Source organism: Lebetimonas natsushimae (assembly GCF_002335445.1).
GTDB classification, from domain to species: domain Bacteria; phylum Campylobacterota; class Campylobacteria; order Campylobacterales; family Nautiliaceae; genus Lebetimonas; species Lebetimonas natsushimae.
Genome location: NZ_BDME01000007.1, coordinates 1 through 26,546 on the forward strand (window position 1 = coordinate 1; position 26,546 = coordinate 26,546).

At 31.7% G+C, this 26,546-nt stretch carries 24 protein-coding genes and 7 tRNA genes; 2 read left to right on the top strand and 29 right to left on the bottom strand.

Annotated features, from left to right (window positions below; translation table 11 throughout):
- The first annotated feature begins 240 nt into the window (after positions 1 to 240).
- Positions 241 to 1,605, top strand: coding sequence for a polysaccharide lyase domain-containing protein (locus tag LNAT_RS08080; protein ID WP_096260112.1), 1,365 nt, complete (start codon positions 241 to 243; stop codon positions 1,603 to 1,605).
- Between the two features lie 47 nt (positions 1,606 to 1,652).
- Here the strand turns inward: LNAT_RS08080 and LNAT_RS08085 are convergent.
- From LNAT_RS08085 to LNAT_RS08140, 12 genes are all read right to left on the bottom strand, one after another.
- A tRNA-Leu gene (locus tag LNAT_RS08085) sits at positions 1,653 to 1,737 on the bottom strand.
- A 23-nt stretch (positions 1,738 to 1,760) separates the two neighbouring features.
- Positions 1,761 to 1,837: transfer RNA gene (locus tag LNAT_RS08090), tRNA-Arg, on the bottom strand.
- 17 nt (positions 1,838 to 1,854) lie between these two features.
- Positions 1,855 to 1,931, bottom strand: a tRNA-Arg gene (locus LNAT_RS08095).
- A 17-nt stretch (positions 1,932 to 1,948) separates the two neighbouring features.
- Positions 1,949 to 2,025: transfer RNA gene (locus LNAT_RS08100), tRNA-His, on the bottom strand.
- A gap of 39 nt (positions 2,026 to 2,064) precedes the next feature.
- A tRNA-Pro gene (locus tag LNAT_RS08105) sits at positions 2,065 to 2,142 on the bottom strand.
- Between the two features lie 48 nt (positions 2,143 to 2,190).
- A complete protein-coding gene (locus tag LNAT_RS08110) occupies positions 2,191 to 3,048 on the bottom strand; it encodes an ABC transporter ATP-binding protein (protein WP_096260113.1) in 858 nt (285 codons plus the stop codon).
- The gene (gene modB / locus LNAT_RS08115; RefSeq protein ID WP_420795374.1) at positions 3,035 to 3,709 is read right to left on the bottom strand and encodes a molybdate ABC transporter permease subunit; all 675 of its coding nucleotides are present in this window, start codon (positions 3,707 to 3,709) and stop codon (positions 3,035 to 3,037) included. Before modB ends, LNAT_RS08110 begins: the two co-directional genes overlap by 14 nt.
- Positions 3,705 to 4,085, bottom strand: coding sequence for a TOBE domain-containing protein (locus tag LNAT_RS08120; protein WP_096260115.1), 381 nt, complete (start codon positions 4,083 to 4,085; stop codon positions 3,705 to 3,707). The genes modB and LNAT_RS08120 overlap by 5 nt, the downstream gene beginning before the upstream one ends.
- A gap of 24 nt (positions 4,086 to 4,109) precedes the next feature.
- Positions 4,110 to 4,814 (bottom strand): molybdate ABC transporter substrate-binding protein, encoded by a 705-nt coding sequence (gene modA, locus LNAT_RS08125; protein ID WP_096260116.1) that lies wholly within the window; start codon positions 4,812 to 4,814, stop codon positions 4,110 to 4,112.
- A 123-nt stretch (positions 4,815 to 4,937) separates the two neighbouring features.
- Positions 4,938 to 5,177 (bottom strand): HP1242/YdcH family protein, encoded by a 240-nt coding sequence (locus LNAT_RS08130; protein WP_096260117.1) that lies wholly within the window; start codon positions 5,175 to 5,177, stop codon positions 4,938 to 4,940.
- Positions 5,178 to 5,203: 26 nt separating this feature from the next.
- On the bottom strand, positions 5,204 to 5,503 hold the full coding sequence (locus tag LNAT_RS08135) for a hypothetical protein (RefSeq protein ID WP_096260118.1): 300 nt from the start codon (positions 5,501 to 5,503) through the stop codon (positions 5,204 to 5,206).
- 1 nt (position 5,504) lies between these two features.
- Positions 5,505 to 6,518, bottom strand: coding sequence for a M99 family carboxypeptidase catalytic domain-containing protein (locus tag LNAT_RS08140; RefSeq protein WP_238594022.1), 1,014 nt, complete (start codon positions 6,516 to 6,518; stop codon positions 5,505 to 5,507).
- A 110-nt stretch (positions 6,519 to 6,628) separates the two neighbouring features.
- On the opposite strand from LNAT_RS08140, the gene LNAT_RS08145 reads away from it, so the two are divergent.
- The gene (locus tag LNAT_RS08145) at positions 6,629 to 7,024 is read left to right on the top strand and encodes a DUF6858 family protein (protein ID WP_096260119.1); all 396 of its coding nucleotides are present in this window, start codon (positions 6,629 to 6,631) and stop codon (positions 7,022 to 7,024) included.
- Here LNAT_RS08145 and modD read toward each other — a convergent pair.
- From modD to tuf, 17 genes are all read right to left on the bottom strand, one after another.
- Positions 7,008 to 7,835 carry a ModD protein gene (gene modD / locus LNAT_RS08150; protein WP_096260120.1) on the bottom strand — a complete coding sequence of 276 codons (828 nt, stop codon included), beginning with the start codon at positions 7,833 to 7,835 and terminating at the stop codon, positions 7,008 to 7,010. The two genes, LNAT_RS08145 and modD, sit on opposite strands and share 17 nt — an antisense overlap.
- Before the next feature lie 55 nt (positions 7,836 to 7,890).
- On the bottom strand, positions 7,891 to 9,972 hold the full coding sequence (gene fusA / locus LNAT_RS08155; protein WP_096260121.1) for an elongation factor G: 2,082 nt from the start codon (positions 9,970 to 9,972) through the stop codon (positions 7,891 to 7,893).
- A gap of 97 nt (positions 9,973 to 10,069) precedes the next feature.
- The gene (gene rpsG, locus LNAT_RS08160) at positions 10,070 to 10,540 is read right to left on the bottom strand and encodes a 30S ribosomal protein S7 (protein ID WP_096260122.1); all 471 of its coding nucleotides are present in this window, start codon (positions 10,538 to 10,540) and stop codon (positions 10,070 to 10,072) included.
- A 211-nt stretch (positions 10,541 to 10,751) separates the two neighbouring features.
- Positions 10,752 to 11,135: a 30S ribosomal protein S12 gene (gene rpsL / locus LNAT_RS08165; protein WP_096260123.1), complete on the bottom strand. Its 384-nt coding sequence runs from the start codon at positions 11,133 to 11,135 to the stop codon at positions 10,752 to 10,754.
- Between the two features lie 95 nt (positions 11,136 to 11,230).
- On the bottom strand, positions 11,231 to 13,225 hold the full coding sequence (locus LNAT_RS08170) for a translocation/assembly module TamB domain-containing protein (protein ID WP_096260124.1): 1,995 nt from the start codon (positions 13,223 to 13,225) through the stop codon (positions 11,231 to 11,233).
- A gap of 40 nt (positions 13,226 to 13,265) precedes the next feature.
- Positions 13,266 to 17,771, bottom strand: coding sequence for a DNA-directed RNA polymerase subunit beta' (gene rpoC / locus LNAT_RS08175; RefSeq protein WP_096260125.1), 4,506 nt, complete (start codon positions 17,769 to 17,771; stop codon positions 13,266 to 13,268).
- The gene (rpoB, locus tag LNAT_RS08180) at positions 17,758 to 21,894 is read right to left on the bottom strand and encodes a DNA-directed RNA polymerase subunit beta (RefSeq protein WP_096260126.1); all 4,137 of its coding nucleotides are present in this window, start codon (positions 21,892 to 21,894) and stop codon (positions 17,758 to 17,760) included. Before rpoB ends, rpoC begins: the two co-directional genes overlap by 14 nt.
- 76 nt (positions 21,895 to 21,970) lie before the next feature.
- Complete coding sequence (gene rplL / locus LNAT_RS08185) at positions 21,971 to 22,342, bottom strand: 50S ribosomal protein L7/L12 (RefSeq protein WP_096260127.1); 372 nt, start codon at positions 22,340 to 22,342, stop codon at positions 21,971 to 21,973.
- A 30-nt stretch (positions 22,343 to 22,372) separates the two neighbouring features.
- A complete protein-coding gene (gene rplJ, locus LNAT_RS08190; RefSeq protein ID WP_096260128.1) occupies positions 22,373 to 22,852 on the bottom strand; it encodes a 50S ribosomal protein L10 in 480 nt (159 codons plus the stop codon).
- 80 nt (positions 22,853 to 22,932) lie between these two features.
- Positions 22,933 to 23,631, bottom strand: a complete 699-nt coding sequence (rplA, locus tag LNAT_RS08195) for a 50S ribosomal protein L1 (protein ID WP_096260129.1) — start codon at positions 23,629 to 23,631, stop codon at positions 22,933 to 22,935.
- 41 nt (positions 23,632 to 23,672) lie between these two features.
- Complete coding sequence (rplK, locus tag LNAT_RS08200; protein ID WP_096260130.1) at positions 23,673 to 24,098, bottom strand: 50S ribosomal protein L11; 426 nt, start codon at positions 24,096 to 24,098, stop codon at positions 23,673 to 23,675.
- A gap of 10 nt (positions 24,099 to 24,108) precedes the next feature.
- A complete protein-coding gene (gene nusG, locus LNAT_RS08205) occupies positions 24,109 to 24,633 on the bottom strand; it encodes a transcription termination/antitermination protein NusG (protein WP_096260131.1) in 525 nt (174 codons plus the stop codon).
- An 8-nt stretch (positions 24,634 to 24,641) separates the two neighbouring features.
- Positions 24,642 to 24,857, bottom strand: coding sequence for a preprotein translocase subunit SecE (gene secE / locus LNAT_RS08210; protein WP_096260132.1), 216 nt, complete (start codon positions 24,855 to 24,857; stop codon positions 24,642 to 24,644).
- Between the two features lie 49 nt (positions 24,858 to 24,906).
- Positions 24,907 to 24,982 (bottom strand) — tRNA-Trp (locus LNAT_RS08215).
- Between the two features lie 4 nt (positions 24,983 to 24,986).
- Positions 24,987 to 25,063, bottom strand: a tRNA-Gly gene (locus tag LNAT_RS08220).
- 89 nt (positions 25,064 to 25,152) lie between these two features.
- Complete coding sequence (gene rpmG, locus LNAT_RS08225; protein WP_096260133.1) at positions 25,153 to 25,305, bottom strand: 50S ribosomal protein L33; 153 nt, start codon at positions 25,303 to 25,305, stop codon at positions 25,153 to 25,155.
- A gap of 33 nt (positions 25,306 to 25,338) precedes the next feature.
- Positions 25,339 to 26,538, bottom strand: a complete 1,200-nt coding sequence (gene tuf / locus LNAT_RS08230; RefSeq protein ID WP_096260216.1) for an elongation factor Tu — start codon at positions 26,536 to 26,538, stop codon at positions 25,339 to 25,341.
- Between the last annotated feature and the right edge of the window lie 8 nt (positions 26,539 to 26,546).

The window sequence follows — 26,546 nt, forward strand, 5'->3', positions numbered from 1 at the left end:
GGCCTGCTACTTATCTCTAAGCTCTCAATCATCTCCATCACGCTCTCTTGCGTTTTGGGAATGAAAGTATATTATATTTTCTCCCCCCTGTCAAGTACTCTTTCCTGTTTTTTCTGAAAAAATTTGAAATTAACAAAAAATTAATATTTATAGTAAAAAAATAATAAAACAAAAATTTTAAACTATATTAAGACTATTGTTAATTTAATAAAATCCGATTTATAAATAAAAAAGTAAATTATGAATAAAAAAAACTTTATAATAATTATATTTATATTTTTGTTTATATCTACAGCTCAAGCTAGAATATTCATTATTGATAATTCTTCAGTTTCAAAACTTACCAAAATTTGTAAAGAAGCTTCAGGAGGAGATGTAATATATTTTCACAATGGCATATATAATATCCATTTTCCAATTATTAAATGCAAAGGAAATTCAAAAGCTTATATTACAATAGCCCCTTATCCGGGAGATGAAGTAACTATTCGAAGCAATTGGATTATAAAAGGCAATTATTTATTAATAAAAGGATTAAATTTTAAAGGATATGCTGAAAAAATAAAATATAAAAATGTAATATCATCATGGTGGAATCCGCCTAAAAAATATAAAATTACAGGTCTTTTAATAAAAGGGCATCATATAACTATAAAAAATAATGCAATTGGCTGCTATCCGGGAGCCGGCATTAAAGTTACAGGTCATAGTGATTATATAAAAATATATCACAATATCATTTATAATAATGCTTGGTGGAGTACTGGAGGAACAGGCGGTTTGGTTGTAAAAAACATTATTCAATTCGATGGTACCAATAAAAGAAAAATAGATATATCTAATAATTTAATTTTTTCAAATGAAAGCAGAATTATTTCCCATGTTTTTCAAAAAGGTTTTGTAAAATTGGTTATAGATGAAGGTGAAAGCATTCTAATTCAACAACGTGACGATGTTGTAAAAAAAGGAGCAAAAAAAGGTCTTTACTATGGAAGATATCTTATAAAATACAATCTTATTTTATTTAATGGTAAAGGTGCTTCTTTAAATAAAGCTGATAACATAGATTTTATAGCTAATACGCTTTATGCTAACGGTACAACCGCAACTAATCCCAATGCTACTGGTATTAGAGGAAATCATACTAATAACGATACTTTTATGGATAATACTATAGGATGTATTAGAGGAGGCAAAGCCTTCAGCATCCAAGGTAAAAGAAATATTTTTAAAAACAATTATGTCAATTGTGTTCAAACACCGCCAATTAAAGGTGTTTATAGAATAAATAAACTTTTTAGAAACCCTGAAAAATTAGATTTTTACAATATTCTTTTTAAAGATAGAGCTAATAAATTACTTAAAAGTTTTAATAATATGCTAAAAAATTTTAATATAAAAATTAAACCTACAAATTATAAAGTAAATCTTAATGATGAAATAAAAAAAATAATTGCTACCATACCAAAAAATAAAAATACCAAAATTTACTACAATAAAAATAAAATAGAAATTTTTAACATAGATAGAAAAGAAATAAAATATATGCCTAAAAACTTAATTTTAGAATTACCAAAAAAACATAAAGCCATTTATAATAATTAATTATAATACTAAACTTAATTTAGCAATTTTATAAAAGATTAAATCAATGGTGCGGGAGAGAGGACTCGAACCTCCACGCCTTGCGGCACTAGATCCTAAGTCTAGCGCGTCTGCCAGTTCCGCCACTCCCGCATATATTAGAAGCTGTTTAAAAGTGGTACGCCCTGCAGGACTCGAACCTGCGACCTACGGCTTAGAAGGCCGTTGCTCTATCCAGCTGAGCTAAGGGCGCATATCTGAGAAGCTTTTTGGTGCGTCCGGTAGGACTCGAACCTACAACCTACGGATCCGAAGTCCGTTGCTCTATCCAGTTGAGCTACGGACGCTTAACTGGATAGAACAATGGGGTGGATGACCGGACTCGAACCGGCGACCCCCAGGGCCACAACCTGGTGCTCTAACCACCTGAGCTACACCCACCACAAGTGGGCAGCTCGAAAGCATCTCACTTGTAATGAGTGGTCGGAGTGGAGGGACTCGAACCCCCGACCCCCTGGTCCCAAACCAGGTGCGCTAACCAAACTGCGCTACACTCCGCTTTGTGGATTGAAATTATAAATAAAAAAAATTTTTTTGTCAATACTTTTATTTAATTTTTTTAATATTTGGATGAAAAGCTTTGGTAGATACTATTACACTGTCCCCTATTTTTAAATTTTTTGCCTCTTTATTTGTAATCACTATTTCACTAATCTGATTTCCAATGGAAATAATAGCAATATTTATAATATCGCTTTTTTTTAAATCCAATATTTTAGCTTCAAATGCAAATTTTGCCGATCCGCTGTGTTTTAATAATACTTCTTTTGTATTTGAATTTTTAATTATTTTTCCCTGTTTTATTTCTATCACCTTATTTGAAAGTTTATAGATTTCACTAGGAGAGTGGGAGACCATAATTGTTGTTAAATTAAACTCTTTATGTAAAAGAAAAATTTCTTTTTGCAGACTCTCCCTCATAGACGGATCAAGTGCGGAAAAAGGCTCGTCCATTAAAAGAATTTTAGGTTTTCTCATTAAAGCCCTTGCAAGTGCGACCCTTTGTTTTTGACCACCGCTTAATGTATTTGGAAATCTGTTTTTAAGTTCTTTTAAATTAGTAATTTCAAGCAAAAATTCTGCTAATTTTTTATCTTTTTGAACATAAAGTAAATTTTCTATTACGTTCATATTGGGAAACAGGGCATAATCCTGAAAAACGAATCCTATTTTTCTTTTCTGGGGAGGTAAAAAATTTTTTTCATCCTGCCAAATTTCATTATCTACAATAATTTTACTGTTACTCTTTTCTAGTCCTGCTATGATTCTTAAAAGAGTGGTCTTTCCACTGCCGCTCTCTCCCATTATTGCTAAAAAATCCCCTTTTTCAAGGGAAAATTCAACATTTAAGACCATATCTCCCAAACTTCCGTGAAGTTTTTTATTTATTTTAAAATAATTCATATTTTTTCTTTTCTCTTTCATTAAAAATATAAACAAAAAGCAAAACCAAAAAACTGATTATAAGCATAATGGCACTGTAAAAATGGGCAGATTTATAATCCATCATTTCCACATAATCATAAATTGCAACACTTGCTACTTCTGTTTTACCTGGAATCGAACCTCCAACCATTAAAACAACTCCAAACTCCCCGATTGTATGCGCAAAAGTTATTATAATTGCCGTAAGAATTGAACTTTTCATATTTGGCAAAATTACTTTAAAAAGAGTTCTGATTTTACCTTTTCCGCTCAGGAAACTAGCTTCTATAAGCCTTTTATCTATATTCTCAAACCCGTTTTGCAGAGGCTGAATCATAAAAGGAAAAGAATAAAGAGAACTTGCCACAATCAACCCTTCAAAAGTAAATACAAGTTTTACATTAAAAAGTTTATATACAGTTTCTCCTATAATTGAATCAGGGGAAAGTAAAATCAACATATAAAACCCAAGCACAGATGGAGGCAATACAATCGGCAGGGCACTCACAGCTTCTAAAACAGGTTTTATTTTTGATCTTGTGTTTGAAAGAAAATAAGCAAAAGGAACACCTATACAAAGCAATATAACAGTTACAAAAAAAGCCAGTTTAAATGAAAGAAAAAAAGGCGTGAAATCAATCAACACTAACTCCTATATCACTTGCTTTTATCATCAGATAAACCTCATCATTTATATTTAAATTAAGTTTATTAACAGATTCATTTAAAATTATAACTTCTATTTCTTCATCATTATATTTACAATAAATATTGGAAAAAATTTCTCCTTTTTCTATACTTAAAATTTTGGCTTTTAAATTATTTTCAATACTTGTTTTGCATTTTTCTTTTGAGATTGAAACCATTGTAGGTTTAAAAAAAAGATTAGCTTCATCAATATCAAAATTAATCTCAAGTGTAATAACTTTTATAAAATTGCCTTTACACTTAAATATTAATAAATTAACATCATCTTTGTTTTTTATTTCAACCAATTCTGCTTTTATTTTATTCATTTTACACTATCCATTTTACATTTTTTATTTGACAATGTATCCATATTTTTTAAAAATTTTTTTAGCTTCATCTGAAAATAAAAAATTATAAAAATTTTCAGCCTTTTTATTTAATAAAACCACTCCCTGATTAATAGGAGTATAACCATTCGGCAAATTTATCCAGTTTTTATATTTTTTTGTATTAGGAGAAAACAATAGAGATTTTGCAATTATTCCGATATCAGTAGAATGCAGAGAATAATTAAACGCAGCTGAAACAGTTTCGGCATATATGAGTTTATCTTTAACTTTATCATATAAACCAGTATTTTTTAAAAATTCTACAGCTGCCTTTCCATAAGGGGCTGTTTTGGGATTTGCAATTGCAATAGAAGTGGCATTTAAAATAATATCTTTATAATTTCCATTGATTGGTTTTCTACTAAAAAGAACTATTGTCCCATATGCATAAATTTTTGGTTTTGTTAAAACAATTCCTTTTTTATACAAAAAAAGAGGATATTTCATATTTGCAGCTAAAAATATATCATATTTAGCCCCATGCATTATTTGAGCTGTTAATTTTCCACTGCTAGCAAAGATTAAATGAACATTATCATTTGGATAAATTTTATTATATTCTTTAATTATTTCAGGCATAGCATAAGCATTGCCGGTAGCAGAAGCTACAAAAATTTCATTTGCAAATAAAAAAACAGTAAAAAATAAACTTATTAAAAATTTCATACTTTTTCTCTTTTTTTTCGCTATATATTTTTTTATATAACGTATTTTAATAAAAATTATTGTTCTTGTCAACTAGTTTTTTTTTAGTGACTGTCACCAAATAATTTATAAAAAACAAAAAGCTCAAAGAGTATGAGCTTTTTTATATTCTAATACTGCCTGATAAACTTCATCTTTAATATGTAATTTTTCTTTTTTAAGTTTATCAAGTTCGATTTCTTCCATATGTTCTCTGCCGGCTTCAACATCATCTATTAATTGATTAAGTTCAGCGTGTCTTTTAATTAATGCATCAATATGTGGATTTTCAGCTGCTAATTTTTCCATAACCGGAATTAATTCTGGACAACATTCTTTAAACATTTTATCTCCTTTTTATGAAATTATACCTAAAAAGGACAGCAAGTTGGATTATCTTCATCATCTTCTGGAAATTCTTCATAAAAATCGTCATATTCTTCGTCTAATTTATCTCTGTTTTCCCTCGGATTACATTCTTCACATTCTATTATTTCATAATCTTCATATTCTTGCTTTTTTAAAAAATTTTCCACTTCGTCAAATAAATGAAAATTAACATATTCATAATCGTTATCAAAACTTGTTTTTATTTCAATAAATCTATCACATAAATCCGAATGGAGTTCAATTTTTTTATTATCATTATCTATTATTATTTCATATGCCATATTAGCTCCTTAAAAAAATTTTATATTTTGTTTCAAAATCATTTTTTACTTCTAAAGTTAAATTTTTAAAATAAAATTTTCTCCAGTTTAAATTAACTCCTCTTGGAATTACAAAACTTCCCCTATCTCCTTGAATATCAACTACCTTAATATCTGAAATATCCGATAATTTAATTTCTGTATTTTTATTAATTTTATATATTTTATTGTTTATTTTCAATGTAACTTCCGGTATAACATTTTTTATATTTAAATTGTTTATATAATGATCAATATCAGATTTAATGTCATACAATCTAAAAAACTCCCTAAGCATTACAAAATGTGTATAAATTTTGTCTTTTAATGAAGGAAGCTGTTTGGAAGCTTCTATACAAAACGCTTTTATATTATGTTTCAAACACCAGCCTGTAAGTGCTTTTTTCTGCTCTTTGTGCGTGTTTCCGCTGAATGTTTTTGTATTGATAAGAGAAACTGGCCATTTAAGATATTTATTCGCATTGTTTTTTATATATAAAGCTTCTTTTAAAAGGTCAAAATTTTTATATTTATTCTCATCTATTACAATACTTTGGCCCCAAGCATGATGATTCCTTGAACTAAATCCATATCCGTCATGCATAGAAATCAATAAATCCGGTTTAAAATCAAGTATCGCCTCTTTTAAAAGTTCAACATAATAATAATCCGGGTCGTTTTTTGAGATATAATCAAATTTTCTGTTCATATCTCCGTTATAACCTCTTACGTTTGCCAAAATAGAAGTAAAATTACTTCTCGGAATAATCAAAACATCAGCTTTTATATCCATTTCAACCAATAAATCGGCGGCTTTATAAGCCCCCATTTCATTACCGTGAATTCCGCCTATTATTAAAATTCTTTTACCATTGCCTTTTTTATGGAAATATTCAAAAGGTTTTGTTGGTAAAATAATATGATGATTTGATTTGGCAAAAACTAAATTTGGAAACAGTAAAGCTGATGAAGTTAATAAAAAATCTCTTCTATTCAACTAAAAAACCTTTTTTTTATAATTATACATCAAAAATATATAATTTTTACTTATATTAACAATAATTTAAACTTATTAAGATAAAGTTGCGAAAAATTTAAGGAGATAACATGCAACAAATGATTTTGCAGGAAAAATATCCGGTTTTTATATTAGATATAGATAAAAATGAAACTCATTATAAAACAACTAATGAAATAATCAAATTTTTTAAAAATAAAATAGATTCACATCCGATTTGTACATATATTGGAGAATTTGACCATTATAATCACACAAAAAATCTGCAAAACGGAGAAATTGCAGAGGGAATAAAAGATTGTAAAATAATAATATTCTGTTTTGGAAATAAAATACTAAACGGAAAAATAGCAGCAGTTAGACCAAGAAGTATAGGTGTTACTGAATATGAAGACAAATTTGAAATAGCATTTCTTGAAGCACCTGCTTTAATTGCAAACGAAGTAATGGAAGGGTGGGTAAAAGAACTTAAAAATTCTCTATAACCACCTTCACATCAGCCCCTTTTGCAAAATAAGGGGCTGTTGTAACTATTGAATCAACTCCTGCTTTTGCATAATCTTGCACATTATTAATATTTATTCCACCTGCGCTTATTACTTTTATATTTTTTTGATGCGCAAGTTCCACTATTTTTTTAGTTGTTTCAACATCAACTTTATCAAGCTGAACAACATCCACTTCTATATCTATAAGTTTTTTAGCCATTTCTAAATTATCTGCTTCAATAACCCATTTTTTTTCTATTGATCTTTGTTTGAGTTTAGGAAATTCTTTAAAAAATTTTTCCCATCCACCAAAAAGTTTAATGTAATTATCAAATACTAAAACAGTTTCACTAGTTGTAATCCTATGAGGCAAACCTCCTCCATCTATTACAGCATTCAGGGCTATTTTTTTAGTAAAAGGAATTATTTTTCGGGTTGTTAAAATTTCAATATTTGGATTATGCACTCTGGCTTTTTGTGTCATTTCATATGTATATGTTGCTACACTTAGGGCATATTCATAAATATTTTGAGCAACTTTCCATAAAATTAAAACATTTTCCCCTTCTGCTTCAAATATTTTATTACCAGCAGTAATAAATCTTGAATCTTTTTCTCTAAATGTTACTTTTAAATTTAACTCATCAGCAAGCATCGATACTAATTTATTACCGCTAACAACTGTATCTTTTCTCGTATAAAAGGAAATTTTTCCAGGATTTTCAATATTTAGAAGTTTTGAAGTTAAATCAAAATAAGGCATATCCTCGCTTATAAGCCTTGCAATATCTTCTTTTGTATAATACATCTTTTTTCCTTATATATTTTTTTATATAACGGTTTTTAAAAAAAAAGACAAAGGATTAACCTTGTCTTTCTTTAATGATTTCTGCTGCTACGTTTTGTGGTACTTCTTCATAATGGTCAAATTGCATTACATAAGTTCCCCTACCCTGAGTCATACTTCTAAGGTCAGTTGAATATCCAAACATTTCTGCAAGCGGAATATATGCAGTAATTTTTTTAATTCCATGACTGTCTTCCATAGAGTTTACCTGACCTCTTCTTCTGTTAACATCACCGATAACATCACCCATATATTCTTCCGGAACTTCGATTTCAACTTTCATAATTGGCTCAAGTATAACAGGGTTTGCTTTTTTAGCACCCTCTTTAAATGCCATTGAACCTGCTAGTTTAAACGCCATTTCACTTGAGTCAACTTCATGGTAACTACCATCAAATAGTTCCACTTTAAAGTCAACCACTGGGAATCCAGCTAACACACCGCCTTGAGCCGCTTCTTGAATCCCTTTGTCAACTGCTGGAATATATTCTCTTGGAATTACTCCACCTTTAATCAAATCAACAAATTCATAACCTTTTCCAGGTTCTTGTGGGATTAGTCTTATGAACACATGTCCGTATTGACCTCTACCACCTGATTGTTTTGCATATTTGTATTCTTGTTCTACCTGAGATTTAATAGTTTCTCTGTATGCAACCTGAGGTTTACCTGTATTACATTCAACTTTAAATTCTCTTTTAAGTCTGTCTACAATAATTTCAAGGTGCAACTCTCCCATACCAGAAATAATAGTCTGTCCGCTTTCTTCATCAGTTGTTACTCTAAAGCTTGGGTCTTCTTCAGCTAGTTTTTGAAGAGCAATAGCCATTTTTTCCTGGTCAGCTTTTGTTTTAGGCTCAACTGCCACAGAGATAACCGGGTCTGGGAATTCCATTTTTTCTAGAATAATCGGTCTATTTTCATCACATAAAGTATCCCCAGTTAATGTATATTTAAGACCTACGATTGCTCCGATTTCACCGCTGTAAAATTCACTGACTTCTTCTCTTTTGTTTGCATGCATTCTAAGAAGTCTACCAACTCTTTCTTTTTTATTTTTAGTTGAGTTTAATACATAACTTCCTGCTTTAATTACACCTGAATAAAATCTTGTAAATGTAAGTTTACCAACAAATGGGTCAGTCATAATTTTAAATGCAAGTCCGCTGAATGGTTGGTCATCACCTGGGTTTACACTGATTTCTTCACCAGTTTTAGGATCAATACCTTTAATCCAAGTAACTTCAGTAGGTGCAGGCAAATAATCAATTACTGCATCAAGTAATGGTTGAACACCTTTGTTTTTAAATGCAGTACCGCATAACATTGGAACAATTTCAAGATTAAGTGTTGCTTTTTTAATAGCCGCTTTAATTTCATCAACAGTAAGTTCTTCACCTGCAAAATATTTTTCCATTAATTCTTCATCAGTTTCAGCAACTGATTCAATTAATTTTTCTCTGTATTCTTCAGCCTTGTCCATGAGTTCAGCAGGAATATCTTCTATTTCATATTTACTTCCAAGAGCCGCTTCATCTTCCCATACAAGAGCTTTCATTTGAACTAAATCTACAACACCTTTGAAATTTTCTTCCGCACCGATTGGAATTTGAATTGGAACCGGATTTGCTTTTAGTCTCTCTCTGATTTGTTTTTCAACATTGTAAAAATCAGCACCAATTCTGTCCATTTTATTTACAAATGCAATTCTTGGTACATGATATTTATTTGCCTGTCTCCAAACAGTTTCACTCTGAGGCTGAACACCACCAACAGCACAAAATACTGCAATAGCACCATCAAGTACCCTCATACTTCTTTCAACTTCAATTGTAAAGTCAACGTGTCCCGGAGTGTCAATAATATTAATTTGATGGTCTTTCCAGAAACATGTAGTTGCAGCTGAAGTAATTGTAATACCTCTTTCTTTTTCCTGTTCCATCCAGTCCATAGTAGCTGCACCCTCGTGCACTTCACCGATTTTGTGGCTAACACCTGTATAATATAAAATTCTCTCAGTTGTAGTAGTTTTTCCTGCGTCAATATGCGCAGCAATACCTATATTTCTTACCTTTTCAATAGGCGTTTGTCTTGGCATTTTATCTCCTTAAATTTTTTGAAATTATATCAGAATTTGTAGTTTTTAAAATAAGAGGAAAAAAGGGGAAAATATCCATTTTAGAAATTTCCTAATTTTACCATCTGTAATGAGCAAATGCTTTGTTAGCTTCTGCCATTCTATGAGTATCTTCTCTTTTCTTAAATGCTGCTCCTCTTTCGTTTGCGGCATCCCAAAGTTCATTTGCAAGTCTGTCTACCATTGTTCTTTCATTTCTAGCTCTTGCAGCATCAACAATCCATCTGATTGCAAGAGTTTGTTGTCTTTCAGGTCTTACTTCCATTGGAACTTGATAAGTAGCCCCACCAACCCTTCTACTTCTAACTTCTAAAAGCGGTTTTACATTTTCAATAGCTTTAAAGAATATATCAATTCCTTTGGTACCTTCTTCTTTGGTATCAAGTTTTTCAATGGCACCGTATACAATTCTTTCTGCTAATGTTTTTTTACCATCCCACATAACTTTGTTAATAAATTTAGTAACTACTTCGCTATTAAATACCGGATCCGGCATTACCGGTCTTTTTGGCGCTCTTCTTCTTCTCATAAAATCTCCTTCTCTTCAGTTTTATTTTCCCAATTTCAGGGAACTTACTCTACCATCTTTGGCAGTGAGGAGGCTAAAATCAATGGATAATTGAAAATGGATAATTGAAAATTTTTTATTATCCATTATACATTCTACATTTTCCATTAAAAAAATCCTCCTACTATAACCAAAATGCAAATTGACCTAATGCTACACTAAATAAAAATTATTATTTTTTACCAGCTTCAGCTTTTTTAGTACCGTATTTACTTCTAGAATGAACTCTTCCTTTAACTCCAGCTGTATCTAGGGCACCTCTTACGATGTGATATTTAACCCCTGGTAAGTCTTTTACCCTACCACCTCTTACAAGCACGATGCTGTGTTCTTGTAGGTTGTGACCTTCACCTGGAATATAACTAATTACTTCGTATCCAGAAGTTAGTCTAACTTTTGCAACTTTTCTTAAAGCTGAGTTTGGTTTTTTAGGAGTAGTTGTATATACTCTTGTACAAACCCCTCTTCTTTGAGGACAGCTTACAAGTGCTGGTGATTTTGATTTTTTAATAACTTTTTTTCTACCTTTTCTAACTAATTGGTTTATAGTAGGCATTCTCTTCCTTTTATTAGTTTTTTAGTGTGGAATTATACCAAAATAATAAACAAAAATTTAATTTTTTTAATTATTATTTACTTAAAAAAAGGAAATTAAAATTTAAATAGATTATTTATAGGTAGATTTTTTTCAATCTGTTTTTTTATTTCCTTTTTCACCCTGTTTTTTATTTCAGATTTTAAAAACTCTTTAGCATCTATTTTTATATTAGGACTTGTTAATTTACCTTTTAATTTAACATAAATAGGTCTTTTCATAATTTCTAACAAGATTTTTGCATCAACATACTCTTTTTCCAAATCTATAAATGCTTTTTTTGAAGATATATGTGTGAGTCTACTTGTCATATCCAAATCTGTAGTTAATTTTTTATCATTTATTACTGAATGTATTATCGTTTTTTTATAAATCTCTTTTGTTAAATCAAAATGAGCCAAAGAATTAATTAAAAAGCTAAGTTTGTTAGGTAAGAAATGACCGTCTAATAAAAAGGCATTTAAAATACCTTTTTTATTTAAAAGATTGTATTTCAAATCAATATTTGCTGTTGAGTCAAAAATTTGAGGATAAATCAGCATATCCATAAGTTTTACAACATATAAACTTTTAGCATTTAAATAAAAATCATTATTAAAAAGTTTATAATCGACAACTCCGCCTAAAGTTTTAGAGTTCCCTGTAACTAATAAATCCTTGTCTTTTTTAATTTTACCAACTACTCTAATTTTACCTTTTAAATGCTTATGGGTGGCAAAATAAAGTTTATCCAAATTGGGAATATTTACTATATAACTGCTTGCAAAAACATTTTTACTGATATCATATTTGGAATCAGGCAAATTAACATTCGCCACATTTGAATTTAATTTACTTTTTATAAAAGCAACAGAATTTTTAATAATAATATCTGATTTTAAATTATAAGAAATTGCGGCATTTGTAAAATTAAATTCTTTATATAAGACATACTTATCTGTTTTACCTGAAACATTTAAATTTACAATTCCGTTTATCTTTTTATCAAAACTTAATTTACCGTTTGAATTAATTACTCCGTAACTATATCTTGGCTGATATAACATATAAAGTAGTTGTGATATTTTAAGTTTATTTATATTATAAGAGAATATTTTTTTATTCAATGCAGTTTTGTAACTGATTTTACCATCTGCCAAATAAGCAATACCGCTGATTATTAAATTATCAGTTTTCCCTTTTACGTTACCATTTGTTTTAAATGTCCCTCTTATTCTTTGATTGATAACCGGGGTCAAAACTGATAAATTTCCAATATTTATTTTATATTTTGTATTTAAATAATTGTTTTCAAACAAACCGTTTACATTTACTTTTGCCAGATTTGAAATTAAATTGGCAAAAAAATCTATTTTTTTACCTTTTAAATTAACATTCGAATCTAAATTTATAACTGTTTTTGGCAAAGTTAAATTATATTCTCTTTTTAATAAACTTCTGTTAACTACAGCATTTTTAATATAAGTTTTTATATTACCGTCTAAATTATTTATATCAATACTGTTTAATACAATATTTGAATTTAATTTCCCATTTATAAATTTAGGTTTATTTACTATATAAAGCAGATTTGCCAAATCCAGATTTTTAATATTTGCCAAAATTTTTAAAACTGCTTTATTTTTAATTTCTATAAAATAATCACTGTTACTCCTGGCAAAATCTGTAACACCCTTAATTTTTATATCTTGCAAATCTCCTTTGATATTCCCGCTTGTATTTACACTGCCTCTTAGTGGATAATTAACAATATTTTTTAAATCATTCAAATTATCAATATGAATTTTATAATCAATATCAAAATTTTGGGAAAAGAGTGAATAAATACCTTTTATAACAGCAGATGAATTATTTAAAAAATCGGCTTTTATATCAAGAGTACCAAAACCTACTCTAAATTTTTCCAAAGATATTTTTACAGGAGAATTTGAATTAATTTGACTTTCAACAATCGGTTTTAAAAGTGCATTTCCAGGAGGTGTAAATAAGAATATTACAAATGCTACCAGAACTAAAATAACAGAGAAAAAAGAAATTAAAACCTTTTTCAACTTTTCTCCTTTTTGCTTATTATAGCAAAAAAGGAGAAAATTATTCTTCTCCTTCTATTTTAACATCTCTTTCTTTGTGATAAAACATTCCTGTACCAACAGGCACAACTCTTCCTAGAACAATATTTTCTTTAAAGTCTTCAAGATAATCAAACTTACCTTGAATACTAGCTTCTGTTAGAACCCTTGTTGTTTCCTGGAATGATGCGGCACTTATGAAACTGTCTGATTGAATGGCCGCTCTTGTTATACCTACAAGGACCGGTTCCGCAATGGCAGGTTCACCACCGAATTTTTTAATTCTTTCATTTTCTTCATTAAACATTTTTCTACTTACCAAATCACCTTCAATGAATTTAGTATCACCACTATCTACAATTTTCACCTGTCTTAACATTTGATTGATAATAAGTTCAATATGTTTATCGTTAATGTTAACACCCTGAAGTCTGTAAACTTTTTGAACTTCACTTACAATATATTGTTGAAGCGCTTTTTCACCTAAAATATTCAGAATATCATAACTTGAAACCTGTCCGTCTGTAAGTCTCTCACCTGCATGAACAAAATCGCCCTCATGAACTAATATCTGTCTGTCAGCCGGCACTAAATATTCTTTTACGCTAGCTTCGCCTTCAACAACAATTCTTTGTTTTCCTCTAACACTTTTTCCAAATTTAACAGTACCATCAATTTCACTGATAATTGCAGGTGATTTAGGACGCCTCGCTTCAAACAGTTCGTTAACTCTTGGAAGACCTCCTGTAATGTCCGCAGATTTTGCTACCGCTTTTGGTGTTTTAGCTAAGATATCACCTTGTTTAACCTCAGCACCTTCTTGAACGTGAATAACTGTTTTTGGTTCAAGTACATATTCATACACTCTGTCTTTCGCCGCAAGAAGAATTCTTGGCTGATATCCTTTTGGCAGATACTCTTTTACTATAATTCTGCTCTCACCTGTTAATTCGTCAATTTGAGTAGTTACGGTAAATCCATCAATTACATCTTCAAATTTAATTACACCATCAGCTTCGGCTAAGATTGGATTAGCAAACGGATCCCATTCCGCAATTACTTTATTTTCACCGCTTACCGGTTCAGCAATAACTTCTCCTGCTTTTACATGAGCATTGTCATCCTTAAGGATTTTGCTTCCTCTTACAATATAATATCTGTCAGCTTCTCTGTCATTTTCATCAACAATTACGGCAAAAAGTCCTTTATACTCATTATCAAGTCCGATTTCCTGTCCGGCTTTAAGGTCATATACCCTTTCAAGATGATCACCTGTTAGTTTGTAATACTTAATTGTACCTTCAACATCTGCAATTACAGGCATTGGAACCGGTTCATTATCTTCTACTTTAAGCTCAGCACCGTAAGGAATTCTCTGAGGAACATACCATGCTTCTTTAATAACCTCTACAATGGCATCATCTTTTTCAACTTTTTGATTTTTGTAAGGAATATAAAGTTTCCCTTCTGTTTTACCTGCAATTCCGGCTAGTTCAGTACCTTTTACAATATCATTTTTTCTAAGTGAATATCTTTTAATGCTTCCATCATCACATTTAACTTCAACAATAACTTCTTCGTGTTGAGATTCAATTGTAACAATTCCGTCACAAGGAGCTTTTAATTTTGGCTCTACTAAAAGTACTGCCGCATTTCTTCTGTTTGCAACAATTTTTTTACCATTTCTGTCATAAGTTTCAATATTATAATATCTGATATATCCGTGTTTTTTAGCAACAATTTCTCTTTCTTCCTGAGTAGAACCTGCAATACCACCGGTATGGAATGTTCTTAGTGTAAGCTGAGTACCAGGCTCACCGATTGACTGAGCAGCAAGAATACCTACAGCCTCACCAACTTTTACAAGTTTTCTCTCAGCCAAATTCATTCCGTAACATTTAGCACATATACCTTTTTTAGCCTTACAAGTCAGAGCACTTCTAACTTTAACTGATTTAACACCTTTTCTTACAATCTCTTTTGCTTCTTCTTCTGTAATTAAAGTACCTTCTGTAAATAAAACTTCATTTGTAATCGGGTCGTATACATCATCAGCTAATACTCTTCCGTAAATTCTTTCTTCCAAAGATTCAACCAAAGTAGAACCATCAGTAATATCAGTAACTTCAATTCCTTCATGTGTTCCACAGTCTTCCATAGTAACCCTGAAGTTTTGAGAAACGTCAACAAGTTTTCTTGTCAAATATCCTGCACTCGCAGTTTTTAGTGCTGTATCGGCAAGACCTTTTCTGGCTCCGTGGGTTGATAGGAAAAATTCAAGTACGTTTAGACCTTCTTTAAAGTTTGAAATAATCGGAGTTTCAATAATTTCTCCGTTAGGTTTTGCCATAAGACCCCTCATACCTGCTAGCTGTTTAATCTGACTTGCACTACCTCTTGCTCCTGAGTCTGCCATCATATAAATTGAATTAAATCCGTCTTTGTCTTTTTTCATAAGTTCCATCAATTTATCGGCAATATCGTTGTTTGCTTTTGTCCATATATCGATAATTTTATTGTATCTTTCCTGATCGGTTAAAAGACCTTTTTTATATTGGTCTTGAACTTCCCTGACTTTTTTAAGAGCTTCATTTACAATTTCTTGTTTTTCTTCCGGAACCACAATATCGGCAGCAGAAATAGATACCCCTACTTTTGCAGCATATTTAAATCCAAGATCTTTTAAATTATCTAGAAACTGGGCAGTAACTTTAAGTCCGCCTTTTTTATAAACATAATCTACAAGATTTGAAATGTCTTTTTTCTTCATAATTTTATTATACATCTCAACAGGTACAAAATCAGGTGCAATTGAATGTAAAATCATTCTACCAGGTGTTGTGTCAATAATCTCATTTTTAACTTTAACTTTCACTTTTGCGTGTAAATCAACTGCCCCTTCATCAAGAGCCATAAGAACTTCTTCAGGATTTGAAAATAATTTGTGTTCACCTTTTACTTTGTTTTTCATTAAAGATAAATAATAAATTCCAAGAACCATATCCTGACTAGGTACGGCAATAGCTTTACCAGATGCAGGAAGCAAGATATTCATACTACTTAGCATTAAAATTTTAGCCTCAGCTATGGCTTCCTGGCTAAGCGGTACGTGAACAGCCATTTGGTCACCGTCAAAGTCTGCGTTAAATGCCGCACAAACCAATGGATGAAGTTGAATGGCATTTCCGTCAATTAATACCGGATGGAATGCCTGAATTGAAAGTTTATGCAGAGTTGGTGCCCTGTTTAATAATACCGGATACTGGTCAACCACTTCTTGCAGACATTCCCAAACCTCAGGTGTTTTCTCTTCAATATGTCTTTTTGCCTGTTTAATCGTAGTTGCATAACCTTTTTCTTCAAGTTTTCCGATAATATGAGGCTTAAATAGCTCAAGCGCCATTTTTTTAGGAAGACCGCATTGGTCCATTCTAAGATTTGGTCCAACTACAATAACACTTCTTCCTGAATAGTCAACCCTTTTACCAAGAAGATTTTGTCTAAATCTCCCTGTTTTTCCTTTAATAATATCACTAAGTGATTTAAGAGGTCTTTTATTAGCGCCTTTTATTGTATTACCACGTCTACCGTTATCAAAAAGGGCATCAACCGCTTCTTGAAGCATTCTTTTTTCGTTTCTAATAATAATTTCAGGTGCATCAAGTTCAAGAAGTCTTTTTAATCTTTGATTTCTGTGAATTACTCTTCTATATAAATCATTTACATCGGCAACTGCAAATTTTCCACCATCAAGTGCCACAAGTGGTCTAAGATCTGGTGGAAGAACAGGAATAACAGTCATAATCATCCACTCAGGTCTGTTGTCTGAATTTAAAAACCCTTCAACAATTTTTAATTTTTTAACAATTTCTTTTTTTCTGGCTTCGCTTCTTGTTGATTTAAGCTCTTCTTTTAGAGAATAATACATATCAGGAAGATCTAGTTCTTCTAGCATTCTTCTGATAATTTCAGCACCCATTTCTGCATGAAAACCGGAATCTCCATATATTTCAACTAGTTTTCTGTATTCTTCTTCTACTAAGACATCGCCTTTTTTAACAGGAGCATCGCCCGGTTCGTATACTACATATGCTTCATAATAAAGTACTCTCTCAAGGTCTTTCATTTTAATATCAAGTAATGTACCAATTCTACTTGGAAGGTTAGATACATACCAAATATGCGCTACAGGTGTAACAAGTTCAATGTGACCGAATCTTTCACGTCTAACTTTAGAAGTTGTTACTTTTACACCACATTTTTCACATACAATACCTTTATAGCGCATTTTTTTATATTTTCCGCAAAGACATTCATAATCATTAATAGGACCAAAAATTTTTGCACAAAACAGACCGTCTCTTTCCGGTTTTAAAGTTCTGTAATTGATTGTTTCCGGCTTTTTAACTTCACCGTGAGACCAAGAAAGAATCTCCTCAGGTGATGCAATTTTCACCTGAACTGCATCAATGTCTTGTGGTCTATTTTCTTCGTCCCAATCAAGTTTTACATATTTAAATTTCTTCATCTTCTTCCTTTTTATAAAACTCTAAATCAAGTCCAAGTGCACGAAGCTCTTTACTTAAAACAAAGAAAGTTTCACTAAGTCCCTCAATTGGAACATTTTCACCTTTTGTCAAGGCTCTATAAGCTTTGTTTCTACCTTCCACATCATCTGATTTAGTAGTTAACATCTCTTTTAGGTTATATGCGGCACCGTATGCTTCAAGTGCCCAAACTTCCATTTCCCCGAATCTTTGTCCACCGAACAGTGCTTTACCCCCGACTGGCTGTTGGGTAATTAAACTGTATGGTCCTATACTTCTTGCATGAACTTTATCATCAACCAAGTGATGCAGTTTCATCATATACATATATCCGACATTAACCCTCTCTTTAATAGGTTCACCTGTTTTTCCGTCATATAGCTGCATTTTTCCATCTTCCGGAATTCCGGCCATTTCAAAAAGTTTTTTAAATTCTTCATCTGTAACACCCTCAAAAACTGGAGTTGAGAACTTAACTCCCTTAGCCCAGTCTCTTGCATATTTTAATAATTCTTCATCAGTTAGACTTTCAAGGAAGTTTTTGTAATGTTCTCCAAAATGCGCCACTTCAACAATTTGTTTCATTTTATCTCTAAGTTGTTTAGCCATATCGGCTCTTTTTTCATCAAGCATTTTTTGAAGTTGTTCACCAAGTTTTTTACCAACAAGTCCTAAATGAACTTCTAAAATCTGCCCAATATTCATACGTGATGGAACCCCTAGAGGATTTAAAACAACATCAACAGTTCTTCCATCTTCCATATACGGCATATCTTCTTCAGGTACAATGATACTTACAATACCTTTGTTACCATGCCTACCCGCCATTTTATCACCGACTTTTATTTTTCTTTTATTGGCAATATAAACTTTTACCATTTTAGCTACACCGTTTGGCAGAATATCATCGCGCTCAAGTATTTCAATTTTTTCATCATAATCTTTTCTGATGTTATCTTTTTCTTTTAGATATTTGTTTGTAATATTTTCAAATTCTTTTTTAGTGTCTTCATCATAATATTCAACTAAACTTAAAAGTAAAAATTTATTAATATTTAAAAGTTCTTCTTTTGGCAATTTTTCGCCTGCTTTATAATTTTTTCCGTTTAATTCAACATCTTTTATTAATTCTTTATTACTTAAAAGTGTTGCAAGGGCTAAAACTTCCTCTTTATCAATTATTGAAAGTTTGTTTTTGTAAATTTCTTCTATTTTAGCTTTTTCTTCTTCATGTGCTTTTCTAGCTCTTTCATCAAGCTCATACCCTTTTTTAGTGTAAACTTTGACATCAATAACCACACCTTCCATACTAGCGGGTGCATAAAGAGATGAATTTACTACATGACCTGACTTGTCACCAAAAATTGATTTTAACAATCTCTCTTCAGGTGTCGGTTTAGTATCACCTTTAGGAGATACTTTTCCAACCAAAATCATTCCTGGTTTTACATAAGTTCCAACTTTTACAATTCCACTTTCATCAAGATGTGTTAAATGTTCAGGTTTTACTCCCGGAATATCGGTTGTAAGTTCCTCAAGTCCGTGTTTAAGTTCCCTTACCTCGCAAACTTCTTCATAAATATGAACAGAGGTATATGTATCATTTTTAATTAATCTTTCATTTAAAACAATAGCATCTTCGTAGTTGTATCCGTTCCAAGGCATAAATGCAACCATTACGTTTTTACCAAGTGCAATCTCACCGTTATCCATATTAGGTCCGTCTGCAATAACATCACCCGCTTTTACAATATCACCCTCTTTTACAATAGGTCTTTGGTCAAAACATGTATTTTGGTTAGTTCTTAGATATTTTTCAAGTCCGTAATGGTCAATGTATGCACCGTTTTCATCCTCACCTAAAATATAAATATTTGTTGCATCAACTTTGATTACTTTTCCGCCTCTTTTCGCTTTTACAATCTGCCAAGCATCACGTGCAACGTATTTTTCAATTCCGGTACCGACAATTGGAGCTTCACTTCTAAGTAGAGGCACACCCTGACGCTGCATGTTAGAACCCATTAATGCCCTGTTTGCGTCGTCATGTTCAAGGAATGGAATTAAACTAGCCCCAACACCTATAATCATTTTAGGGTTTAAATCATATAAATCAACTTCTTTTTTATCAACCAAGATAATTTCACCGTCTTTTCTGGCTTCTACCAAATCCCCTATAATTTCACCGGTTTCTTCATCAATTTTTACACTGGCCGGTGCTATTACTTTTTCTTCTTCCTGAGTTGCAGTAAGATATACAATTTCATCTGTAACTTTTCCATCTTTTACTACTCTGTACGGAGCTTCAATAAATCCGTATTCATTAACTTTTGCATAAATTGATAAAGTGTTTACAAGTCCTATGTTTTGACCCTCGGGTGTTTCAATAGGACAAATTCTTCCATAATGGCTTGGATGAACGTCACGGATTTCAAATCCGGCTCTCTCTCTTGTAACACCACCTTCACCAAGGGCTGAGAGTCTTCTTTTATGAGCAACTTCACTAAGAGGGTTTGTTTGGTCCATAAACTGAGATAACTGCCCTGTTGCAAAGAAATCAAGTATGGTTGTTGTAATAAGCTTGGTATTAACTAAATCCATAGGCATTAAATCATTTACATTTGTAATTGTAGTCATTTTATCTTTAATTGTCTTTTGCATTTTAGCAAGACCTTCTTGCAGTCTTTTTGCAAGAAGCTCACCTATACTTCTTATTCTTCTGTTTCCTAAATGATCTCTGTCATCTATCTGACCGATACCATTTTTAACACCTATTAAATATTGAATTGTTTTAATAATGTCCTGATATGTTAAAACTGTGACATCATCAGGAATATTAAGACCCAATTTATGGTTCATTTTCATACGACCAACTTTACTTAAGTCGTATCTTTCAGGGTCAAAAAATAGTTTATCAAAAAGTTCTTTTGCAGTCTGAACAGTGGCAGGCTCTCCAGGTCTCATAACTTTATAAAGTCTGATTCTTGCCAAATCGTTTTCGTTTTCAACACCTTCAGTCTGTTTAAGAATTTTAAGTGTTTCTATATCCTGATGAAATGCTCTAAGTATGCCATCATCAACACCAGGGGCTAAATCATTTACAATTTTAAATTCAGTAATTTGAGATTCAAGAATTTTTTTAAGTTTAACATCATTAAGAATAGTTAAAGTATCAAAAAGCACTTCTCCTGTAACTGGATCATAAATAGGTTCAGCAAGGTGTCTATCCATAAGAAGTTCTAGTGGATATTCAACATATTCGTATTCTTCCTGGATTTTTTTAAGTTTTCTATCGCTTAATCTTTTACCTGCAGCTAATAAAATATTTCCGTTCTCATCTTTTAAATCATAATCAAGTTTTCCAGGTTCAAGCTGAGAACTTGGCATTAAAAACATATTGTTTTTAATTTTAATATCCAATATAGGATAAAACATTTTTAAAATATCTTCTTTTGAATAATCCATCGCCCTAAGAAGTATAGTAACCGGTACTTTTCTTCTTTTATTAACTCTAACATATAAAACATCTTTTACATCATATTCAAAATATACCCAGCTCCCTCTATCTGGAATAATTTGAGCAGAATAAAGCAGTTTATTTGAATTTTGAGCTTCTTCCTGTTTGAAGATAACACCAGGGCTTCTGTGTAACTGGTTAACTATTACCCTCTCAACACCGTTTATTATAAAACTTGTCCTCTCAGTCATTAAAGGTATATCTCTAATAAACAGAGTTTGTTCTTTTATATCTTTAATACCTATAACATCACCGGTTTTTTCATCTTTTTCATGTACAATAAGTCTTATTTTTATTCTAATAGGAATAGAATATGTAAGACCTTTTTCCATACATTCTCTAACTGTATATTTAGGTTTTTTAAACTCTATTCCAACGTACTCAAGCGTTACCCTATTTTGAGTGTCGGTAATAGGAAACATCGATTTAAATACACGATTTATACCACTTTTTTCCGGTTCTTGTAAATTTATGAAATCTTTAAAAGAATTTTGTTGTAAATGTAGTAAATTTGGAATATCAACAATTTGAGGTACTTTTGAAAAGTCTAATCTTAACCTATTGGCTGATTTTAATTCATTTAACATTGGCTCTCCTGCGCAGATTTTAGTAGGGGTTTTAACAAATAGGAACTATATCAAAAAAAAAGAAAAAAAGCAAGAATTATTTAACTTCTACTTCTGCTCCTGCTTCTTCAAGTTGTTTTTTAATTTCTTCAGCTTCTTCTTTTGATACACCTTCTTTAATAGTTGATGGAGTATTATCTACCATTTCTTTAGCTTCTTTTAGTCCTGCACCAGTAATTTGTCTTACAACTTTAATTACATTGATTTTTTTAGCACCAGGTGCTTTTAAGATTATATCAAATTCACTTTTTTCTTCAGCAGCTTCACCACCAGCAGCACCAGCACCAGCTACAACAGTTGGTTGTGCACTAACTTCGAATTTTTCTTCAAAAAGTTTTACTAATTCATTTAATTCTTTTACAGTTAAATTTTCAATTGTTTCTAAAATTTGTTCAAATGTACAAGCCATTATCTCTCCTTTATTTTTTTATTCTTATTTTTATTGTTCAGATTTTTTTTCTATTAATTTATTTAATCCCCATGCAAATTTTGCAATAGGAGCTTTCATCATAAATGCAACCATTCCAAGTAATTCTTCTTTTGTTGGAAGTTTACTTACTTCTTCAACATATGCTGTATCTTTAACTTCACCTTCAACTACTGCACCTTTGATTTTAAATGTATCTTTATATTTGCTAGCATGTTTAGTAATAATTTTTGCTAAAGTTATTTGGTCTTCACCCCAAATAAAAATATTGTTTTCTTCAAAATCAACTTCAACACCGTTGTTTGCAAAAGCTATTTTTGCAAGTGTATTTTTAATTACTCTTGCTTTACCTTCTGCTTCTCTTACTGCTTTTCTTAATTCTTCAAGATTTTGAACAGTTTGTCCTTTATAGTCAGCATAAAAGACACTTACATCTTTTGTAAATTCTTGGCTGAGTTCCTCAACTATTTGTTTTTTTAATTCTTTTTTCATAAAGCTCCTTTCACTTAGACTCGGCAGGATATTAAGGATTACCCACCTGCTTTCTAAGTCACATGGACTTAGGCCAAAGCCTATTTATATTCTGCTAATTCGTTTACATCTAGTTTTAAACTTGGACTCATTGTAAGGCTTAGTGCAGCATTTTGAATATATCTACCTTTTGCACTTGCCGGTTTCATTTTATTAATTTTTTCAACAAAAGCTTTTGCATTCTCATATATAGCTTCAGGTGAAAAGCTAGATTTTCCGATACCAACGTGCATATTACCTTTTTTATCAACCCTAAAGTTTACTTGCCCCGCTTTAGCATTTTTTACAGCCTGGGCTATATCCATTGTAACTGTCCCTGTTTTAGGGTTTGGCATAAGACCTTTTGGTCCTAAGATTCTTCCGAATTTACCAAGTTTTCCCATCATATCAGGTGTAGCAATTAAAATATCAAAATCTAAATTTCCATTTTCAATCATTTCTAATACTTCATCACCAACATAATCAGCACCAGCTTCTTTTGCTTCATCAATTTTTGCTGGATTTGCAACCACTGCAACTTTGACGTTTTTACCTGTTCCATGAGGTAATACAACACTTCCTCTGATCATTTGATCTGCATGTCTTGGGTCAACACCAAGTTTTAGTGCCAATTCAACTGTTTCGTCAAATTTAGCAGATTTTAAATCTTTTACTTTCTCAGCAGCTTCTTTTAATGAATATACATCTTTATCTATTTTTTTCAGAAGCTCTAAATATCTTTTACCATGTTTTTTTGCCATATTCACTCCTCGTAAATTTCTTACTTCCACACACAGTGGTCTTAATCAACTATTTCTATTCCCATAGATTTTGCACTTCCCGCAATTGTTTTCATAGCCGCTTCAATATCGTCGGTATTTAAATCCGGCATTTTTTTCTCAGCAATTTCTCTAAGCTGAGCTTTTGTTATTTTTCCAACTTTATCTTTCAATGGGTTAGAACTACCCTTTTGAATTCCTGCCGCTTTTTTCAAAAAGTCTGTAACAGGCGGTTGTTTTGTAATAAATGTAAAGCTTCTATCTGCATAAACTGTAATTACAACTGGAATATTGTATCCCATCATATCTTTTGTTTTTTCATTAAAAGCTTTACAAAATTCCATAATATTTACACCTCTTTGACCAAGTGCCGGTCCTACTGGAGGTGATGGATTTGCTTTTCCTGCTGGAATTTGAAGTTTCAATACATCAACTACTTTTTTAGCCATTGCCTATCCTTTATACGATTTTTTCAACTTTAGTGTAATGAATTTCAACAGGAGTACTTCTACCAAAAATAGTTACGTTTAGTTTTAGCATTCCTTTTTCATAATCGAAGTCTTCAACTTCTCCTGTGAAATTCGCAAATGGACCTTCGTTTATTCTTACAATTTCACCTTCTTCAAAAGAAACTTTTGGTTTAGGTGCACTTTTTTGTTTTGCTTTTTCTAAAATTAGCTCAACATCTTCTTTTTTAAGGGGCGTTGGTTTTTTAGATTCACCAATGAATCTACCAACTTTTGGAAGAGATTGTATTTTATGCCACAACGCTGTATCTAAATTTGCTTCTAAAAACACATATCCTGGATAAATGCTTCTTTCATAAACTTTTTTTTGTCCGTTTTTTACTTCTAAAACTTCTTCAGTCGGAACAATTACTTGACCTATTTTATCTTCAAGATGTTCTTCTTTTTTTAAATTTTCAATTGCTTTTTTTACAGCAAGTTCACTACCAGAATATACTTGTAATGCATACCATTCCATAATGTTCCTTATAATACAGCTTTTAAAATTCCACTCATTATCAAATCAACAATTCCCAAAAACGCAGTTACTACCGTTACCACTGTAACTACAGAAATAAATGATTGTTTTACTTCATTAGCTGTTGGAAATATAACTTTATCAAGTTCAACTTTTGCTTCTTTTAAATATTTAATTAAACTTTTAACATCAAAAGAATTTTTTTTAGTTTTTTCACTTTTCATTTTTCTTTTTCCATTTTCAATTTTTTATACCTCTTCCAAAAATTGGTAATGGCAGGGCAGGAGGGACTCGAACCCCCAACAAGCGGTTTTGGAGACCGCCGCTCTACCATTGGAGCTACTGCCCTAAACTGGAGCGGGCGACGGGACTCGAACCCGCGACCCTCAGCTTGGAAGGCTGACGCTCTAGCCAACTGAGCTACGCCCGCTCATTTAAACTCTTTTTTAAGAGCTTAAAAGAAAGGGCAAAGCCCCGAATTAAGTCCCACAAAAATCTACATTTTTGCGAGAGTTAAAATTAAAGTTTAGACTCTTTATGAACAGTGTGTTTATTACACCATTTACAATATTTTCTAATTTCAAATTTTTCTGGATGCTTTCTTTTTTCTTTTGTTGTATGGTAATTAAATCTACCACACTCAGTACATTTTAGATGAATAATTTCTCTCATCATTATCCTTTAATAAATAAGGGGGAAAAACCCTTATTCGATAATTTTTGTAACAACTCCAGCACCTACAGTTCTACCACCTTCTCTGATAGCGAATCTTGTACCTTCTTCAAGTGCAATTGGAGCAATTAATTCTACAGTTAATTTTACGTTATCACCAGGCATAACCATTTCTACACCTTCTGGTAATTCAATAGTACCAGTTACGTCAGTTGTTCTGATGTAGAATTGTGGTCTATATCCGTTAAAGAATGGTTTATGTCTTCCACCTTCTTCTTTAGTTAATGCATAAACTTCTGCTTCAAATTTGTGGTGAGGAGTAATACTTCCTGGTTTTGCAAGAACCATACCTCTTTCTACTTCGTCTTTTCCGATACCTCTTAAAAGTACCCCGATGTTGTCACCAGCTTGAGCTTCATCCATTTCTTTTCTGAACATTTCAATACCAGTAACTTTTGTAGTTCTTGTTGGTTTGAATCCTACGATATCTACATCATCACCTAATTTTAATGTTCCTCTTTCAACTCTACCTGTTACAACTGTACCTCTTCCTGAAATTGAGAATACGTCTTCAATTGGCATTAAGAAATCTTTATCAGTATCTCTTTCTGGTGTTGGAATGTATTCATCAACTGCATTCATAAGTTCCATAATTTTTTCTGACCATTCACCAAGTTGTCCAGCTTTTACTTCTTCAAGTGCTTTAAGAGCTGAACCAGCGATAACAGGTGCATTGTCACCGTCAAATTCATATTCGCTTAGAAGTTCTCTAACTTCCATTTCAACAAGTTCAAGAAGTTCTTCATCGTCAACCATATCCATTTTATTTAAGAATACAACGATTGCCGGAACACCAACTTGTCTTGAAAGTAGAATGTGTTCTCTTGTTTGTGGCATAGGACCATCAGTTGCTGCAACAACTAAGATTGCTCCGTCCATTTGAGCAGCACCAGTAATCATGTTTTTAACGTAGTCTGCGTGTCCTGGACAGTCAACGTGAGCATAGTGTCTTTTTTCAGTTTCATATTCAACGTGAGATGTATTAATAGTAATACCTCTTTGTCTTTCTTCTGGTGCGTTGTCAATGTTGTCATAATCTTTCATTTCAGCAAAACCTTTTTGTGCTAACACACCAGTAATTGCTGCTGTTAAAGTAGTTTTACCGTGGTCTACGTGACCGATTGTACCAATATTTACGTGTGGTTTATTTCTTACAAATTTTTCTTTTGCCATTTCTTTCC

Coding starts and splice junctions, on each gene's coding strand:
- modA (WP_096260116.1), bottom strand. CDS start 4,814: ATGAAATTTTTAATAAGTTTATTTTTTACTGTTTTTTTATTTGCAAAT.
- fusA (WP_096260121.1), bottom strand. CDS start 9,972: ATGCCAAGACAAACGCCTATTGAAAAGGTAAGAAATATAGGTATTGCT.
- rplL (WP_096260127.1), bottom strand. CDS start 22,342: ATGGCTTGTACATTTGAACAAATTTTAGAAACAATTGAAAATTTAACT.
- tuf (WP_096260216.1), bottom strand. CDS start 26,538: ATGGCAAAAGAAAAATTTGTAAGAAATAAACCACACGTAAATATTGGT.
- nusG (WP_096260131.1), bottom strand. CDS start 24,633: ATGGAATGGTATGCATTACAAGTATATTCTGGTAGTGAACTTGCTGTA.
- secE (WP_096260132.1), bottom strand. CDS start 24,857: ATGAAAAGTGAAAAAACTAAAAAAAATTCTTTTGATGTTAAAAGTTTA.
- rpmG (WP_096260133.1), bottom strand. CDS start 25,305: ATGAGAGAAATTATTCATCTAAAATGTACTGAGTGTGGTAGATTTAAT.
- rplK (WP_096260130.1), bottom strand. CDS start 24,098: ATGGCTAAAAAAGTAGTTGATGTATTGAAACTTCAAATTCCAGCAGGA.
- LNAT_RS08110 (WP_096260113.1), bottom strand. CDS start 3,048: ATGAATTATTTTAAAATAAATAAAAAACTTCACGGAAGTTTGGGAGAT.
- modD (WP_096260120.1), bottom strand. CDS start 7,835: ATGTATTATACAAAAGAAGATATTGCAAGGCTTATAAGCGAGGATATG.
- LNAT_RS08130 (WP_096260117.1), bottom strand. CDS start 5,177: ATGTTTAAAGAATGTTGTCCAGAATTAATTCCGGTTATGGAAAAATTA.
- rpsL (WP_096260123.1), bottom strand. CDS start 11,135: ATGCCTACTATAAACCAATTAGTTAGAAAAGGTAGAAAAAAAGTTATT.
- LNAT_RS08135 (WP_096260118.1), bottom strand. CDS start 5,503: ATGGCATATGAAATAATAATAGATAATGATAATAAAAAAATTGAACTC.
- rpsG (WP_096260122.1), bottom strand. CDS start 10,540: ATGAGAAGAAGAAGAGCGCCAAAAAGACCGGTAATGCCGGATCCGGTA.
- rpoC (WP_096260125.1), bottom strand. CDS start 17,771: ATGAAGAAATTTAAATATGTAAAACTTGATTGGGACGAAGAAAATAGA.
- rplA (WP_096260129.1), bottom strand. CDS start 23,631: ATGGCAAAAAAACATGGTAAAAGATATTTAGAGCTTCTGAAAAAAATA.
- LNAT_RS08080 (WP_096260112.1), top strand. CDS start 241: ATGAATAAAAAAAACTTTATAATAATTATATTTATATTTTTGTTTATA.
- rpoB (WP_096260126.1), bottom strand. CDS start 21,894: ATGTTAAATGAATTAAAATCAGCCAATAGGTTAAGATTAGACTTTTCA.
- LNAT_RS08145 (WP_096260119.1), top strand. CDS start 6,629: ATGCAACAAATGATTTTGCAGGAAAAATATCCGGTTTTTATATTAGAT.
- rplJ (WP_096260128.1), bottom strand. CDS start 22,852: ATGAAAAAAGAATTAAAAAAACAAATAGTTGAGGAACTCAGCCAAGAA.
- LNAT_RS08120 (WP_096260115.1), bottom strand. CDS start 4,085: ATGAATAAAATAAAAGCAGAATTGGTTGAAATAAAAAACAAAGATGAT.